This window comes from Bacillus sp. BR3(2024) (genome assembly GCF_039134555.1).
Classification (GTDB): Bacteria; Bacillota; Bacilli; order Bacillales; family Bacillaceae_G; genus Bacillus_A; species Bacillus_A cereus.
The window spans coordinates 1,496,505-1,516,069 of sequence record NZ_CP152433.1 but is presented as its reverse complement, the minus strand read 5'-3'; the positions used below and the strand labels follow the sequence as shown (position 1 = coordinate 1,516,069).

Here is a 19,565-nt window from a genome sequence, read left to right as displayed (position 1 = left end):
AAAATCTCCTTAGTTTTTTTACGTGGGATGGTTTCGAACCACGTTATTCGTTTTTTAAGCAACAAGATTATATTTTACGTGGTAGCCCCTCTTTCGTCAATAGATTCCTATCGTGAACTACCTTTTTTCTTTTAGACAACGTATAATAAAACATATGAAAGATTTAGGAGGTTTCACTTCATGAGAGCAACAATTCAAAATGAAAAAGTGATCGTTTCCATTTCTGACAAAGGTGCAGAATTACAGAGCGTTCGCTTAAAAGAAGACAACATAGAATATTTATGGCAAGGTGATTCTACTTATTGGGGACGCCGTGCACCAATTTTGTTCCCAATTGTCGGTCGATTAGTAGATAATACATACTACGTAGACGGTAAACCATATTCATTAACACAACACGGTTTCGCCCGTGATCTTACTTTCTCTGTGAAAGAACAAAGCGAAACAAAGATCACTTATACCGTTACTAGTAATGAAGAAACATTAAAAAAATACCCATACGAATTCGAATTACTCGTTTCTTATGAGCTAGATGGACAAAGTGTTCATGTAACATATGAAGTAAACAATCCTACTTCAAAAGAGATGTTCTTCTCAATTGGAGCACACCCTGGATTCAACTTCCCTTTATTGGACGGTGAATCATTTACAGATTATCACTTATCGTTTAATGGTTCGGAACGCTTAGAAACAAGCGTATTAGAAGGACCTTATCTTTCAAACAAAAAGCAATTAATCGCTGAAAATACGACTGAATTGCCACTTACATATGATTTATTCAAAAATGATGCACTTATTTTTGAACATATGAATACGAATGAAATTTCGATTCGTTCTCATAAACATAATAAATTTGTAAAAGTGGAATTTGATGGATTCCCATTTGTTGGCGTATGGACACCAGGGGATAACGCACCTTTCTTATGTATTGAACCTTGGTATGGAATCGCTGATGAAGTAAATCCAGCAAAAGATTTCAAGGACAAAAAGGGAATTCAATCTTTACAAGCGAATGAAACATTTACATGTCGTTACAGCATCACAATCGGATAACTACTCTATCCCCTACTTCAAAAAAATATTTAAGTAGGGGATCATCTTATAATTTGGAGGTTTCTCATTTTGATTGAAGTATATATTGATGGTGCATCAAAAGGAAATCCTGGTCCTTCTGGTGCAGGAGTGTTTATTAAAGGCGTTCAGCCACCTGTACAACTATCAGTACCACTTGGAACAATGTCCAATCATGAAGCAGAATACCGCGCTTTACTTCTAGCATTAAAATATTGCATCGAGCATAATTATAGCACTGTCTCTTTTCGTACAGATTCGCAGCTTGTTGAGCGGGCTGTTGAAAAGGAATACGCAAAAAATAAAATATTTGCACCTCTTTTAGATGAAGCACTGCAGTACATAAAAAACTTCGATCTCTTTTTTATTAAGTGGATTCCAAGTAGTCAAAATAAAGTAGCTGATGAATTAGCTAGAAAAGCTATCTTACAAAATTAACGGGGGTATGAGTGTGAAAAAAGAGTGGATTGCTCCTCTTGCTTTATTAATTGTCTCTTTTATTTGGGGAGCTACGTTTGTTGTCGTTCAAAACGCTATGTCTTTCGTTGGTCCATTTACGTTTAATGGTATTCGCTTTTTATTCGCTGGAATTATTTTATTATTCGTTCAAATTATTTTCTCACAGAAAACTTCAAAACAAGAATTAAAACATAGTAGTTTAGCTGGATTAATGGTTGGGTTCTTCTTATTTGTCGGCTATTTATTACAAACATTTGGCTTACTCTATACAACTTCTTCAAAAGCAGGTTTCTTAACTGGGCTAAGCATTGTTATGGTCCCAATCTTATCATTTATCTTTTTAAAACAAAAAGCCACCATTTTCATCATACTTGGTATTGCTGTAGCTACAACAGGTTTGTACTTATTAACAGCTGCTGATTCTTTCCAATTAAATATAGGAGATATACTTGTTCTTGGTTGTGCAGTCGCTTTCGCTGCCCATATTCTTATTAACGGCTTCTTTTCTAAAAAAATATCACCTTTATTATTAAGCACATCTCAAGTATTAGCTGTTGGTATATTTTCTTCTATTTGCGCTTTCTTGTTTGAAGATTGGGAAAAGTTATTTTCAGTATCACTATGGACGAATCAATCCTTTTTATTCGCACTCTTTCTAACTGCCCTGTTTGCAACATCTATTGCTTTTTTCATTCAAACATCGGCACAAAAACACACTTCTCCAACGAGAGTAGCAATTATTTTCGCAATGGAGCCCGTTTTTGCTGCATTAACAGGCGTTCTCGTTGCAAATGAACAACTTTCTATTTCTGCTATTATCGGATGTCTATGTATTTTTCTAGGCATGATTTTTGTTGAATTACCTTCCAAAACAAAAAAAGAAGCGCAGGCTGCGTGAAGTTACGCTTGTAACTTCCGCATAAAAGCCTTAGCGCTTTTTTTATCTGTAATTTCTTCCTCTTTCAATCGTTCTAATAACGCAACGAAATAACTACCATCAAACTGCAATTGATGTTTAATTGTGGCTTCTATTGCTGCGTTCACAATCCCATCAGACGCACCAGTATATCCTTGTCCAAACATAATAAACCCTTGTGCTTCCTCTGATAATTTAAATCCTTTCGTATGTAAGAATGAAAGATAATCTTCTACTGTTTGCATGTTATTCCCACCTACTCAAAAATTCTCCATCTCCTATCATACATGTTTTTACACGCTATGAGAATGAAATTTCTTTGACAACTTTGTAAATCAATCTTCTACTTCTCTTACAATGGAGGATTTTCTAACAATCTGAAGGAATATGTACAGTGGAACTTATTTCATATTAAAGGGGAGACACGATGAAACAAGCACTATTAATTATTGACGCTCAGCAAGAATTAATTGATGGAAATGAGCAAGAAAATGAAGTTTTTCGTAAAACCGAGCTATTATCTACACTAAATATAGCCCTGCAGAAAGCAATAGATTCAAATGCTCTTATTGTTTTCGTAAGAGATATCGATGTTGCTTCTGGTAGTGGCGAAGGATTTGAAGTACATAATCAAATTCAAGTACCCCAGTCTGCAATCTTTATTAATAAAGCAGCAACCAATTCATTCTACGGCACTTCTTTACTTGAACTTTTAAAAGAAGAAAACATTAATCATATTGTTATAGGCGGATGTAAAACAGAACATTGCATTGACACTGCAGTTAGAGCAGCAACTGTACAAGGATTTGACGTTACATTAATTAAAAACGGTCATTCAACAACTGATTCTAACGTATTGTCTGCAGAACAAATTATTGGTCATCACAATAAAACTTTACACGGTCATTATAACATTGATCATTTTTCTATGGTGAGAGATATCGAGGAAGACCTCTTTCAGCCGACTCATGATCAATATCGTGATTAGCGAAAAAGAATCCTTCATTCAGAAGGATTCTTTTTCACCCAAAAATTTGTGCTGCAATGCTATATAACTCATTATTCCTTTTTAATAATTGACCGCTATTTTTCATCATAATTGGTGGTGTATTCACCTTTTTAAAACCAGCAATCTCTAATACTTTCATGAAATCTTTCTTTCCTTCTAGTACATCAATTCTTAATTTACCATTATGCCCTTTTGCTAAATCATCTACAATTCTCATTGCCATCTCATCATTTTTAGCAACAACCGGCCCTATTATCTTATTTTCTGGTGTTTGTATGCTTAAACCGTAACCTAATACATTTTGTTCCTTGTCCTTTACAACGATACACTGTTCACTTTGCATAATTCTTTTCTTTAAAAACTCTTTTCTATTTGTTCCAAACGCATATTCATCTATTTTTATTATTTTTTCTAAATCACCCTCTTCATAATTCATCACATAATCTTCATTTCTTACACAATAATGTTTCGCATTGTATGAGTTACATATGTATTTAGAAACATAACTTACTGCCCTAAATCCTAACTTTTCATATAAAGGTTTCCCTTCATCCGTAGCAATAAGCATAATTGGAGTATGAGCTGATACGCTTTTAACGCACGCTTCCGTTATTATCTTTCCAATCCCTCTCCCCTTATAATCTGGATGTACAATCACCATTCCGATAGATGCTAATTTCTCCCCATATAATATTATTGCCACGCTAGCAATTAGTTCCTCTTTCTCATTCCAAACACCGTATACAATCCCTGCGTTAAAAATAGTCTCAATTTCTTCTCTGTTATAATCCCAACCAATATAAGAAGATAATGATACAATATCGCCTATTTGTTCTTCCCTAAGACGCTCCAACCTAATTTCTAATTCACTCATACTCCATCCCCTTATCTAGACATTTAAATCATTATTACGAAATCAACTTGTACATGTTTCCCTTTATTTGTCACACACATATGTTATTTTGACCAAGACTATATTGTAAATGAGGTGACAACATGCCCATTACGAATCGATTTTCTACCACCACTAACGGCGCACTCGCTATTACAGGTAATACTTTAGGCTTAAGTAAAATCAGCAATCAAAACCGGGCTGGTACAATCGGGGCAATTGGTGCATTCGCAACTACGAATACTGCTTTACAAGTAACTACTTTTCCTGCTGGTACAACATTAAACTATACACAAAATAGTTCTACCGCTATTTTAAATATCCCTGCTGGTAGTACTATTCTTTACGCAGAACTCGTTTGGGGTGGAAACTATTTATCTCGTGATCAAAACATTACGAGTGTATTAGGAAACCCAGTTTCTTTTACAACACCTATTTCAACATACTCGATTACTCCTTCAGCTGTTACGGCTTCAAATCAAACTTTCGTTTCAAACTCTATTACATTTGGCTTTTACACTCGTTCAGCAGACGTAACAACTCTTATTCAAGCGGGAGGTGCTGGTTCCTATACTACAGGAGCGGTTCCTGGACTTGTAGATCCTATAGATGCTTCTAATGGAACAATTAATTCGGCTGGATGGACGCTTATCGTCGCTTATCAAAACGGGACATTGCCAGCAAGAAACTTAACCATTTATGTAGCTGGTAACCGTGTTTCTGCAGAAACTGGTAGTGCCGATGTATCTGTTTCTGGATTTTTAACACCTTCAGGAGGACCAGTAAGCGGGAGATTATTTTTAAGTTCTACCGAAGGAGATGCAGATTTAACCGGGGATCAAGCTTTATTTGGACCAAATTTCAGTTCATTAAATGCTTTATCTGGACCAAATAATGCCATAAATAATTTCTTCGGTTCTCAAGTTAATAATGCTGCAGGAAACTTAGATACAACTGGGACATTTGGAACGCGAAATCAAAGTGCTTCTACAGGTACAAACATCTCAGCAGGAAGACAGGGCTGGGATATTACTTCTATTGATATTTCTCCTTATTTAACAAACTCACAAGTATCCGCTGCAATCCGTTTAACTACTAACGGAGATGCATATATGTTAAATACAGTCGGCTTACAAATTAATATAAACTCCCCAAATATACAAGCAACGAAAAGCGTAAATAAAAGTGTTGCTGCAATTGGAGATATTCTCACTTATACAGTTACTATCCCTAACACCGGGCTTCTTCCTGCCAATAACGCTATTTTTATAGATAGTCTCCCTAATGGTACTTCTTTTATACCCGGCACTGTAACAGTAGATAACGTACCACAAACAAATGCAAATCCTGCGGCTGGTATATCTCTTGGAACAATTAATAATGGTGCTTCTCGTATAGTAACTTTCCAAGCTACTGTCGTTTCTCTTCCAAGTCAAAATCCTATCTCTAACACTGCTAATATTACATTTCAATATACACCAATCGCCGGAGGAACAACTTTTAATGGTCTTGCAACAAGTAACTCTGCTGGAACACAAATTAACCTTGCAGATATTAATGGAACAAAATCAGTTAACAAACTTTTTACCGATATTGGTGAAACATTAACTTACAGTATTGCCTTAGCTAATATAGGAAATATCGCTGCAACAAATGTTATATATACGGATCCGATTCCTAGCGGGACTACTTTCATTCCAGGGAGTGTAACTGTGAACGGAGTTACTCAAGCTGGCGCAAATCCCGCTAATGGTATAACAATTGGTTCAATTGCCGCAAATTCCACTACTACTATTTCATTCCAAGTGCTCGTTCCTTCTATCCCTCAAACAAACCCAATATTAAATAGTGGAACAACAACATATCAATACATTCCTGTACCTAATCAACCAGCAGTAAGTGGGACTGATACGACAAATATTGTCTCCACTCAAGTGAATAATGCTACTGTAACAATGACGAAAGCAGTAGATAAAAATTTTGCAGATATTGGTGATACACTAACGTACACCGTTTCCTTTACAGGTACAGGTAATACAAATGCGAACAATGTTATTTTTACAGATGTCATCCCTACTGGAACAACTTTCGTTCTAAACAGTTTAACAATAGATGGCACGACACAAGTGGGTGCAAATCCCGCTACCGGCGTGAACATTGGATCCATAACAAGCGGCACAACAAAAAATGTTGCATTTCAAGTAGTAGTAAACACAATACCCACGTCAAATGTCGTATCTAACGGATCAAGCGCTTCTTATCAATACACTGTCAATCCTAGCCAATCACCTGTTACAAAAAATATTTCTTCGAATCTCGTTTCCACTCAAATTAACAATGCGAATGTAACATTAACAAAATCAACAAATAAACAATTTGCTACAATTGGCGAAACAATAAGTTATACAATCCTTATTACAAACAGTGGAAATACAGCCGCTAATAACGTGCAACTAACAGATCCACTTCCAAACGGAACGATATTGACTCCTGGTACTGTAACACTAAACGGAGTTTTACAAAATGTAGATTCTCTCGTTGCTTTACCTATCGGCACAATTCCTGGTGGGGCTACTGTTACCCTTTCTTTCCAAGTAACAGTCATCAATATTACGACCCAAAATCCTATCATTAATAACGCCTTCGCTTCTTATCTATATACTGTAAATCCAAGTTTGCCACCGACTTCAAAAACAGCAAATTCTAATTCTGTTACATCAACAATTAGACTAGCAAATCTCCATGTTAATAAATCTGTAGATAAAACGTTTGCGGAAGTTGGCGATGTATTAACTTACACCTTCGCTCTTACGAACGATGGAAATGTTGCAGCGAACAATATATTACTATCTGATTCAATTGCGAATGGAACCGCCTTTGTCCCAAACAGCGTTATAGTTAACAGTGTTACTCAGCCAGGCGTTACACCAGCTAGCATCAATATTGGTAGCATCAATGCTAATACTACAATTACAGCTTCATTCCAAGTAGTAATAACTAGCATTCCAAATCCAAACCCTATTTCAAATAGCGCTTCCATCTCCTATAACTTTATCGTTGATCCAAACGCTTCACCTGTAAGTAAGAGCACTACTTCAACTACTACATTTACTCAAGTAAACGATGCAAATGTCATTTCAGCCAAAACAGTGGACCGAGCGTTCGCTACCGTAGGGGATATATTAACTTATACTGTTACTTTGACGAATGCAGGAAGTGTTTCTGCTGATAGTCCTACTTTCGTAGATACGAATCCAGACGGTACTACCTTTATCCCAAACACTTTTCTTATTAATGGTGTACTCCAAAATAACGCAGATCCAAATATAGGTGTTCCACTACCTTCCATTGCTGCTAATGGCTCACTTACTGTCTCTTATCAAGTAACCGTCACCTCTTTACCAACACAAAACCCAACATTAAATTCATCTAGTACACAGTATAGCTTTATTCTAAATCCGGGCGATCCACCAACTATAGAAACATCTGTAAGTAATACTGTAAGTACACAAATTAATTTAGCAAATGTAGTGATTGTCAAAGAAGTAGATTTAACTATCGCCGATGTCGGGCAACCAATCACATATACAATTTCTTTAGCTAATCTTGGAAATACTACAGCAAATAATGTTATTGTTACCGATATAATCCCTAATGGCTCCACTATCGTACCAAATAGTATTTTTATAGGTGGTACTTTACAACAAAGTGCAGACCCTAGTACCGGTCTTCAAGTCGGCTCCATTCCTTCAGGTGGTTTTACAACGATTGTTTTTCAAATAAGTGCAAATGGGCTACCTTCACCAAACCCAATTCAAAACAGCGCTTCACTTCAATATAGCTTTATCGCTGATCCAAACTTACCTGCTCTCGTTAGAAACACTGCTAGCAATATAGTAACTACACAAATTAATACTGCTAATATCGTTGCTACAAAACTCACAAGCACAAACTTCGCTGATGTTGGTGATGTCATACTATATGCAACTATTTTAACAAATAACGGGAATATCTCTGCTGCTAATGTAACGTTTACAGATATCATTCCAGCGGGTACCCTCTTCATTCCTAATACTGTAACGATTAATAATGTCCCTGTAGCTAACGCAAATCCTGCCACTGGCATTTCAATTGGTACGATAGGAGCGAATTCATCACGCACCGTTGCATTTCAAGTTTTTGTACCAACTATCCCTGCTGTAAACCCAATTACAAATCAATCAAGCACAACATTCCAATATACGTATGATCCATCCAAACCTGCTGTGATGCAGATGGTTGCTTCTAACACTGTACAGACAACTATTAATAACGCCTCAATTGCCGCTACTAAATCTGCAGATAAACAGTTTGCTAACGTAAATGATATTATTACGTACACGACTACTTTAACGAATAACGGGAACACACTTGCATCAAATGTAATATTTACAGATGTAATTCCAAACGGAACATCGTTTATTCCTAATAGTGTTACTGTAAATGGGAATACACTGCCTAATGTCAATCCAGCAAGCGGAATTGCAATCGACCCAATAAATCCGAATGCAAATACAATCATCTCATTCCAAGTACAAGTAAATTCTATCCCGAATCCAAATCCAATCCCGAACCAAAATAATACAACGTACCAGTATGTCGTAGATCCTAACTTACCTCCAGCATCCGCCAATACGTTAAGTAACGTAATAACAACTCAAATTAATAACGCTACTATTGTCGCTACTAAGTCTGTGAATACACCGACAGCTGCAATTGGTGATATTGTTACTTATACGATTGCAGTAACAAATACAGGTAATATCCCTGCTAGTGCAACTGTTTTAACAGATGGGCTTGGCGCAGGAGCTTCATTTATCCAAAACTCCGTAACGATCAATAATGTTTCACAACCAGGATTAGATCCATCACTTGGTGTTCACTTGGCAGATATTTCGCCAGGAGATACTGTATTCATTACTTTTCAAGCACAAATTTTAGCGATACCACCTAGTGGCACATTAACAAATAATGCTCTTGTAAATTATGAATATACCGTAAATCCAAACCAATCTCCTGCTGTTGGTAGCACTGTAACAAATACAACAGTTACACCAATTATTGACGCTACTTTAGTAATAAATAAAAGCGCCAGTACAACTTTTGCTACAATCGGTGATACAATTACATTCACTTCAGCTGTTACAAACAACGGAAATACTACTGCGAACAACATTATTTTTACTGATACAATTCCAAACGGTACTATCTTTATCCCAAATAGTTTTAAGATAAATGGTGTAGCCGTTCCGAATGCAAATCCACAAAACGGTATCAATATTGGTAACTTGAATTCAAATGCATCTGCTACACTCAGTTTTCAAGTAAACATTACAACACTTCCAAACCCTAATCCAATCCTGAATAAATCATCGCTTCAATATAGCTTTATTGTAGATATAAATGAACCGCCAGTTTCACGAACAGTTCAATCTAATAAAACCTTTACACAAGTAAATACTGCTTCTGTTATCGCAACAAAAACTGCAAGCAGTGCTTTTGCTGCTGTTGGAGATACAATTACGTATACAACTACCCTCACCAATAGCGGAAATACTGCCGCAAACACACCTGTTTTTATCGATATATTACCACCTGAACTTTCATTCGTTCCTGATAGCGTACAAATTAATACCATCCCACAACTTGGATTTAGACCAGATAGCGGGATTTCTTTAGACTCAATTCCAGTTGGAGGAACGACAACAATTAGCTTTCAAGCTATCGTTGGCTCAATACCAGTTACAAATCCAACTTTGAACCAGTCTAGCACGACATACTCGATCATTGTTGATCCTACCCAGCCGCCGGTGACAGAAACAGCTACAAGTAATCCAACTTTAGTTCAAATTAACGAAGCGATTATTCAAGCAACGAAAAGTGTGGATCGGCTATTTTCTGACATAGCACCTGGAAATTCATTTTTAACGTATACAGTTTTATTAGAAAATGTAGGAAACACAACTGCTACGAATATCATTTTTACAGATCCGATTCCAAATAACACAGTATTTATAGAAGATAGCGTTCGAGTAGGCGGAGTTTTATTACCTGGAGTAAATCCAGCTAACGGGATACCAATTGGAGATATTATTGCAGGAGATTTTATAAATGTTACCTTCCGTGTGCAAGTAGTTAGCATTCCAAATCCAATTTTCACAATTGGACCAGGCGGACCAAACTCACCGGTTGTAAACGGCGCTTCTATTGATTATAAATTTATGACAGGACCTAATTTACCACTTGTTTCACGAAATACGACATCTAATTCTGTTTCGACACAAATAAATTCTGGGGAAATTGTGGCAATCAAATCTGTAGATAAAACTTTCGCAACGATTGGTGATACAATTTCTTATACAATTACATTAAGTAACCCTGGAAATGTCACTTCACAAAATATAATTTTCACGGATACTTTACCTGATGGGACGACATTCATATCTGGCACTCTTACAAACGATTCTGGTACACAGCAAATCGGAAATCCATCTAAAGGGATTCAGATTGGAAATATAAACCCAAATGGAACGGCCGTGATTACTCTCAACGTACTTGTTACAAACATTCCAAGTATAAATCCAATTTCTAATTTTAGTTCTGTACAATTTGCACATGTAGTTGATCCTAGCCAACCTGCCGTAACACAAACGAACGTATCTAATGCTGTTTCGACAACAATTAATAGTGCAATATTAACGACCCAAAAAAGCGTTGATAAATCTATCATTTCTGTTGGAGATACGATTACGTATACAACAACTATTACAAATACAGGAAATACGACTGCAACGAATATAACGTTCACGAGCGCAATTCCAGCCAACACTACCTTTATACCAAACTCAGTCAAAATAAATGGGATTCAGCAATCTGGTGCGCAACCAGCACTTGGAGTAACTATACCAAATATCGCTCCTGGTGAAACAGTAACCGTTACTTTCCAAGCAAATGTTCTTTCTGTTCCCCCTTCAAGTTCGATTATGGGTAATGACACAATTTTATATTCTTATACTGTCGATCCAAACGGAACTCCTATTACAACTTCTACTTCAACGAATATCGTTACAAACCCGGTACTAGATGCTATGATAACGATGGTAAAATCGGTCGATCAAACAATTGTAACACTAGGTGATACCATTACCTATACAACCATTCTAACGAATAATGGCAATACAAATGCAACGAATATTACTTTCACTGATCTTATTCCAGACGGCACAACGTTCATTCCGAATAGTGTCACAATCAATGGCAGTACACACATCGAACTCGATCCTAATACAGGTATAACAATCGGATCAATTGCTCCTAACAACTCAATATCTATCGCATTTCAAGTTACTGCTACTTCTACACCAAACCAAAATCCTGTAGCCAATTCCGCTACTGCTTCTTACACATTTATCGCTGATCCAAATGCACCGATCGTTTCAAGAAACGTTACTTCAAACACAGTGTTTACTACGATTAATACAGCTAACATTCTTTCATTAAAACAAGTCGATAAATCCTTTAGTCGTATTGGAGACACACTCACTTATACTGTCGTTTTAACAAACAATGGAAACTCATCTGCACAAAATGTTATATTTACAGATACAGTGCCAAGCGTCACTACATTTATTGCAAACACATTTTCTATTAATGGAGTTCCTCAAAGTGGGGCGGATCCATCGAACGGTGTGAATATTGGGACAATAACAGCCGGGACTACAGTAACAGTTTCGTTCCAAGTTACTGTAACATCATTACCAACCCAAAACCCAATTGTAAATTTCTCATCAACATCGTATCAATTAGTCTCACCGCCTGATGCAGAAACTTCAATTAGTAATCCTGTTTCAACCCAAATTAACGAAGCAATATTGTCTATGACGAAAAATGAAAGTGTATCCTTTGCAGATATCGGGCAAACTGCTTTTTATACTACTTCTATTACCAATGTAGGCAATACCGATGCAACTAATATTGTATTCACAGATGCATTACCAAGTGGACTCACATTTGTTCCTAACACATTAACTATCGATGGCGTTTTACAACCTAACGCGGATCCAAATACAGGTGTATTACTTGCAACACTTCCACCAAATGAAATATATAGTATCGTCTTTCAAGTTACAGTAAACAATATTCCCCCTAGTAACCCAGCACCAAATACAGCATCAACGACGTATGAATTTACTGTTGATCCTGTTAATCCTCCCGTTTCAAGTGCAGCTACTTCCAACACTACACTCCTTCAAATAAACAACGCAACTATTATTAGCACCAAAACAGCAGATCTTACTTTTGCGGATGTTGGTAATACAATAACATTTACACTTAACCTTCCTAATACCGGAAATGTGACCGCAACTGATGTAACTATTATCGATATTCTTGATAGCAATTTAAGTTTCGTTCCAAATAGTTTCACAGCTAATGGGCAAATCATTCCAAACGCCGATTTATCAACTGGTGTAAATATTGGTTCCATTAATGCTGGTAATACGGCAATCGTTACATTCCAAGCAACTGTTATTACACTTCCAACACTTAATCCCATTTCTAACTCTGCTTCTACCACATATCATTATGTCGTTGATCCTAGCCAGCCACTTATTACAACTTCCAATCAATCTAATACAACGACAACACAAATTAATAGCGCTATCCTTACTGCACAAAAAAATTCAAATGTATCTACGGTAGATATCGGGCAGGATATTACCTACACCGTTACAATTACAAATAGCGGAAATGTAAGTGCAACGAATGTTATTTTTACCGACCTTATTCCAGACGGAACTTCCTTTGAACCAAATAGCTTTACACTGAACGGAACTAGCATCCCAAATGCAGATATCATTACAGGCGTTCCAATCGGTGATATCGCGCCAAACGAATCTGTCATCGTAGCATTTAACATTATCGCCAATGAAATTCCGCCTATAAATCCAATTACTAATCAAGCTAGCGTTAGCTTTCAACATATCGTTAATCCAGCTAATCCCCCAGTTTCAAAAAATATTATTTCTAACAACGTTACAACAAAAATTGAAAGTGCTATTTTAAATACTATTAAAATAGGAGATAAAACTTTTGCAACGATTGGTGATACGATTACGTATACAACGACTATTACGAACACAGGCAATATTCCTGCTAACAACGCTATATTCTCAGACCCTTTACCATCGTGGACACAATTTGTTGCAGGATCAGTTATTGTTGATGGCACTCCATTACCATCCGCTTCGATTATTAACGGTGTTGGCATAAATACAATCAATCCAAATCAAACTGTTACAATCATATTCCAAGTACAAATCGTAAGTAATCCAACAACGTTCACACCTGAACTCCAAAACTTAGGATTTGTTAACTTCCAATATAACGTAGGCAATGCATTACTGGCTCAACCTGGCAATGTGGAAACGAATGTCTTCGTTACTTCTATTAATACAGCAATACTTTCAGCTGTAAAAACTGCTAATACAGCCTTTGCAAATATTGGAGATACGATCACTTATACAGTTTTGATTCAAAATAGCGGCAATACAAACGCTACGAATGTAAATTTCTCAGACCCAGTTCCAGCAGGAACAACCTTTGTTGAAAATAGTTTTGCTGTAAATGGAAGTACCATTCCAGGTGCAAATCCAAATAACGGAGTGAATATCGGAACAATTAGCTCGGATAGTTCCTTAACCGTTACTTTCCAAGTCATAGTTACATCAACTCCACCTTCAAATCCGATTACAAACGTAGCATCTATTCAATACACATTCATCGTTGATCCGGCCTCTCCTCCTGTTACAGGCACGATAAATTCTAATAGCGCTTCAACACAAATTAATAACGCGACTGTTACAACTGTTTTACAAGCAAATCGTTCAATTGTGTCTATCGGGGATGTAATTACGTATACAGCAACATTAACGAATACTGGAAACTTCCCTGCAAACTCTGTATTACTCATTAACGGAGTTCCTGAAGGAGCATTATTTGTTCCAAATAGTGTTACGCTCAACGGGATTTCACTTCCAGATGCAAGTCCAACTCTCGGTATTCCCGTTGGTATTATCGCACCAGGTGATTCCGCTACTATTACGTTCCAATTTCTTGCAAGTTCTATTCCACCACAAGGAGCAATTATAAATCAAGCACTTACAAGTTACACGTATATTGTCGATCCAAGTCAACCTCCTGTTACAGCAACATCCTCGTCTAATACGGTTAATACAGCTGTTGTTGATGCATCATTATCCGTAATTAAAAGTACAGATTCTCTCGTACAATCTACTGACGGTACAATCACTTACACAGTAGTCGTTCAAAATAACGGAAATACTACTGCAAATACAGTTACTTTAACAGATTTGGTCCCCGAAGGAACTGCCTTTATTCCGAATAGCGTAACTATTAATAGCGTTTCCGTTCCAGATGCTGATCCTAACGTAGGAATACCATTAAACTCCATCACACCGTCAGAAATCGTCACTGTAACATTCCAGGTTATCGTTCAATCTATTCCAAGCGTAAACCCAATTTCTAATACAGCCCGTATTGACTATACTTTTATCGCCGATCCAACTGCTCCTATCATCTCTCGAACAATTACGTCTAATCCTGCTTTCACACAAATTTCGGATGCGACTATCCTTTCTTTAAAAGCAGTCAATGCACAGCAAGCAACAACAGGTGATATTTTGACTTACACAATAACACTAGAAAATACCGGAAATATTCCAGCTACTAATCTCATATTTTCAGATACGATCCCCCAAGATACTACATTCGTAGAAAATAGTTTTACACTTAACGGAACAACTATACTTGATGCCAATCCAAATGTAGGTGTTACTTTACCTACTTTAGCAGCAAACGCTACTCACCTTATTTCGTTCCAAATTCTTATTAACGATTCATTCTCCCAAGAATCGATTACAAATCAATCCAATACAACATATACAATCCAACCATACCCAGGGCAACCGCCTATTACTGAAACATCTACTAGTAATATCGTTATTACAAATTTCGTGCAAGCACAATTGGCAATTACAAAAACATCCAATCCAACAACTGTAGATATCGGTGGAACTATACTTTATATTTCTGAAGTGAAAAATATCGGTAATGTTGACGCAATAAATATTAATTTCACAGATTCTATCCCTGCTGGGACTACATTCGTTCCCGATAGTGTCACAATTAATGGTGTCCTTCAGCCAGGTGTAAATCCTGAAAACGGAATACCGATTGGAACAATTCCAGCAAACAGTTCCAAAACGATACTATTTCAAGTGCAAACAAATAATCCACCGAATGAAACTGAAATTGTAAATCAATCTTCAGCAACTTACCAATATGTAAGTATTCCTACAGCCCCACCAGTAAATCGCTCTGCAAATTCTAACATTGTTACAACATCACTTCAAAATGCAAATATTATTTCTGTTAAAAGTGCGGATGTAAATTTCGTATCAATCGGGCAAATGATTACCTACACAAATACACTTCAAAATATAGGAACCGTTCCGGCTAACAATATCGTGTTCATTGATAACATTCCAGAAAGTACTATATTCATTGAAGATAGCTTAGCAATAAATAATGTAATTCAGCCTGGCGTGAATCCTGAAAACGGAGTAACTCTCGGCACGATACAACCAAATGAAACAGTCACTATTTCATTCCAAGTACAACTTACAAATATACCAGAGGGCAATACAGTCATTAATATTTCAGACACTTCGTACGAATACCAAATTGACCCTAGTTCTCCAATTATTCAGCGTAGATCGTTATCAAATGCAGTAAATACTGAAGTGCGAACGGCAAATGTTAGTGCAATTAAATCCGCTAACAGATCCATTACACGTATCGGTCAAATCATCACATATACAGTCGCAGTTACAAACGCCGGTACAATACCTATTACAAATACTCTCCTACTTGACGCAATTGCTTCTGGCACCACATTCGTTCCAGATAGCATTCTTGTAGATGGCGTACCAAGACCTAACGAAAATCCAATTACCGGTATCAATCTTGATATAATTCTTCCAAATAATACGATTATTGTTACGTTCCAAGTAAGCGTAGTTTCTATACCGCCACAAAATAACATTAATAATATCGCCGTCATTCACTATGAGTATCGACCAGACCCAAGCACACCACCAATTTCAGAAACGACCTCTTCCAATGCTACAAACATACAATTTATTGATGCTATTCTTATTGCTACAAAATCTGCTAATACTGTATTAGCTACTATTGATGAAACCATTGAATATACAGTATTCATTCAAAATAATGGATCGGCTACAACTAACTCCATCTTTTTTACAGATACTATAGCAGATGGAACAGTATTTATTCCAGGAAGTGTAATAGTTAATAATACTGTACTTCCTGCAGCAGATCCGAATATCGGCTTTTCCATTCCTAATGTCGCAGCAGGTCAAATGGCTACAATAACATTCCAAGTTTCCGTTACGAATTTACCTACTGTAAATCCAACACCTAATACTGCAAACATCGCCTACGACTTTATTTTCAATCCTGACTTTGCACCAATTCAAAAATCTACTACTTCCAATACTACTTTCGTTCAAATTAATGATGCTGATATCGTTTCACTTAAAACTGTTGATTTAACCTCTGTAACGATTGGTGACATTTTAACTTATACAACAACTTTAACGAATACAGGGAATACGGATGCCACTGCTGTTGTATTTACAGACAATATACCTGATGGAACAACCTTTATTGACGGTAGCGTTTTAGTAAATAACATTCCTCAGCTTAACGCCAACCCAAGTGTAGGTATACTTGTGGGAACGATTGCTCCTAACATTTCTATCCCAGTCACGTTTTCTGTTACCGTCGTAGCTCTTCCTGCTAGCGGTCATGTTCAAAATCAATCAACTTCTCGTTATACAATAAACGTGGAAGAACAAATATCGACTAGCAATATTACCTTCACTGAAGTTATTTCCGCTAATGTAATTGCGACAAAAACAACACCTATCCAATATGCTGACTTACAAACTATCATCCCTTACACTATTTCCATTACAAACAATGGGAATATACAAGTAGAAAACATTATTGTTACAGATATCATCCCAGCAAATACGAGCTTTATAGAGAATAGTGTTATCGTGAACGGCAACGCTCGGCCAAATGACAATCCACTTAACGGTATACAAATTGATAACATTCCGCCTAATACGACAGCAACTGTTCTATTCCAAGTACGGGTTACTTCGATTCCACAAACAAATCCAATCTCTAACACGAGTACAATTGAATATGAATACACGGTACCAAATCGACCACCTATTACCGAAACTATTATTTCATCAGCTGCTTTAACAGAAATTAATCATGCGAATTTGAATAGTGATAAAGCTGTTGACCTTGCATTTGCAACGGTTGGTGATACGTTAACGTATACGATTACACTAAATCAAACCGGTAATGTTACAGTAAATGATGTAATCATTCAAGATATTATTCCTCAAGGTACTACGTTTATAGAAAATAGCGTCATTGTAAACGGAGAAACTCTTCCAGGAGTGAATCCAGTAAGCGGCATACCAATTGGTACTATAACTATTGGTCGAGATGCTATCGTTTCATTCCAAGTAACTGTGACTTCTATTCCAACACCAAATGAACTAAACAACAACGCAATTACTACTTTTAACTATATAGTCAACCCAAATAACGTACCTGTTACAAATACGACTACAACAAACACCGTCACAACTACTGTCCAAAATGATAATGTCATTGCGATAAAAGCTGTTGATTTCACAAGTGCCTTACCCGGTCAAACTTTAACGTATACCATCACGATTACTAATAATGGTAATATCATTATCGAAGACCTTCTTTTAGTAGACACAGCACCAGCAGATACGACATTTGTTATTGGTAGTGTTACGATTAACGGAATCAATCAACCTAATGCGAATCCGGAAAATGGTATTACGTTAGGAAATCTTGTTCCAAATGAATCTGTTATTATTACATTCCAAGTGACAATTCCCTCTTCTACTCTTCAATCTACAATCAATAACGATGCTACTATTTCCTATACGCCTATTGTCGGTCCAATCCAACCACCTATTACGATTACAAAGCAAACAAATACCGTTACAACGACAGTCGTTGATCCGATGGTTGACATTGAAAAAACAGCTGACAAATCTATTGTCGTTATAGGAGATATCATTACATTCACATTAGCGGTATTCAATCATTCCCCAATTCCTACAATCAGTACTTCTGTTATAGACACAATTCCAGCTGGTACAACATTTATAGAAAACAGCGTAACCATTAACGGCACTCCCGTTCCAAATGTTCGTCCAGACACTGGTATTAATATTGGTTCTTTATCTGCAGGTACAGTAGCAACTATAACATTTCAAGTTCTCGCAACTTCTATTCCTTCAAACAGTACAATTATAAATTCTGCAACAGTTACCGCTGCTTTTCAGTTGACACCACAGGATCCAATTATTACTTTCATTGTTAATTCAAATATCGTTCGTATACCAGTTCAATTTATAACTGCAACAGTCACGAAAAATGCTTCCGTCAGCTCAGCTTATTTAAATCAATATTTTGATTACACGGTACGCATTACAAATACTTCTGAAATTTCACTCTCAAATATTTCGTTACAAGATACTATTCCAGCAGGTTTACAATTTATAAATGGCACTGTCTTTATTAACGGTGAACGCTCTCCACTAGCGAATCCGAATATCGGTTTCCTAGTCGCTACTAATTTGGAACCAAACGAAACAATTATCGTGTTATTCACAGTACAAGTGATAAGCCCCCCTGTTAATAATCCCTTTAAAAATACGGCCAATATTTCGTTACAACTTCAAGTCTCGCCTACCGACCCACCAATTACAGTAACCGTTACAAGTAACGAAAACATCGTCACCTTTGTTCCAGAAAATCCAGATGAAGCACTTCCAAATTTAAATTGCTTCTTTGACGGTGAACGCTTCATTCGCATTACTCCTCGAAATGTACGAAATTACCTTTGGACTTGGATTTGGTGGAAGTAATTGAAACAAAAAAGAGATTGTAGTTTGGTTGAAACCAAATTACAATCTCTTTTTCATTACCTATATCCCACTACGTTGTAA

7 protein-coding genes and 1 riboswitch are annotated in these 19,565 nt (G+C 36.7%); of the genes, 5 read left to right on the top strand and 2 right to left on the bottom strand.

Annotation, left to right across the window (positions count from 1 at the left end; translation table 11 throughout):
• Positions 1-3 precede the first annotated feature (3 nt).
• Positions 4-48, bottom strand: a riboswitch (PreQ1 riboswitch).
• A gap of 132 nt (positions 49-180) precedes the next feature.
• The 3 genes from V7S45_RS07875 to V7S45_RS07865 all read left to right on the top strand — a co-directional run bounded on the left by V7S45_RS07875 (position 181) and on the right by V7S45_RS07865 (position 2,428).
• Complete coding sequence (locus V7S45_RS07875) at positions 181-1,053, top strand: aldose 1-epimerase family protein (RefSeq protein WP_088344860.1); 873 nt, start codon at positions 181-183, stop codon at positions 1,051-1,053.
• 69 nt (positions 1,054-1,122) lie between these two features.
• The gene (locus V7S45_RS07870) at positions 1,123-1,509 is read left to right on the top strand and encodes a reverse transcriptase-like protein (RefSeq protein ID WP_000573880.1); all 387 of its coding nucleotides are present in this window, start codon (positions 1,123-1,125) and stop codon (positions 1,507-1,509) included.
• Positions 1,510-1,522: 13 nt separating this feature from the next.
• Positions 1,523-2,428 carry a DMT family transporter gene (locus V7S45_RS07865; RefSeq protein ID WP_342761724.1) on the top strand — a complete coding sequence of 302 codons (906 nt, stop codon included), beginning with the start codon at positions 1,523-1,525 and terminating at the stop codon, positions 2,426-2,428.
• Positions 2,429-2,430: 2 nt separating this feature from the next.
• On the opposite strand, the gene V7S45_RS07860 is transcribed toward V7S45_RS07865, so the two are convergent.
• A complete protein-coding gene (locus V7S45_RS07860) occupies positions 2,431-2,691 on the bottom strand; it encodes a DUF6123 family protein (RefSeq protein WP_001195212.1) in 261 nt (86 codons plus the stop codon).
• A gap of 182 nt (positions 2,692-2,873) precedes the next feature.
• Between V7S45_RS07860 and V7S45_RS07855 the strand changes: the two genes are divergently transcribed.
• Positions 2,874-3,434: a cysteine hydrolase family protein gene (locus V7S45_RS07855; protein WP_342761723.1), complete on the top strand. Its 561-nt coding sequence runs from the start codon at positions 2,874-2,876 to the stop codon at positions 3,432-3,434.
• Between the two features lie 34 nt (positions 3,435-3,468).
• Here the strand turns inward: V7S45_RS07855 and V7S45_RS07850 are convergent, their stop codons facing one another.
• Positions 3,469-4,329 carry a GNAT family N-acetyltransferase gene (locus V7S45_RS07850; RefSeq protein ID WP_088344862.1) on the bottom strand — a complete coding sequence of 287 codons (861 nt, stop codon included), beginning with the start codon at positions 4,327-4,329 and terminating at the stop codon, positions 3,469-3,471.
• Between the two features lie 122 nt (positions 4,330-4,451).
• On the opposite strand from V7S45_RS07850, the gene V7S45_RS07845 reads away from it, so the two are divergent.
• Entirely contained in the window at positions 4,452-19,484 is a 15,033-nt protein-coding gene (locus V7S45_RS07845) for a cell surface protein (RefSeq protein ID WP_342761722.1), read from the top strand.
• The last annotated feature ends 81 nt before the right edge of the window (positions 19,485-19,565 follow it).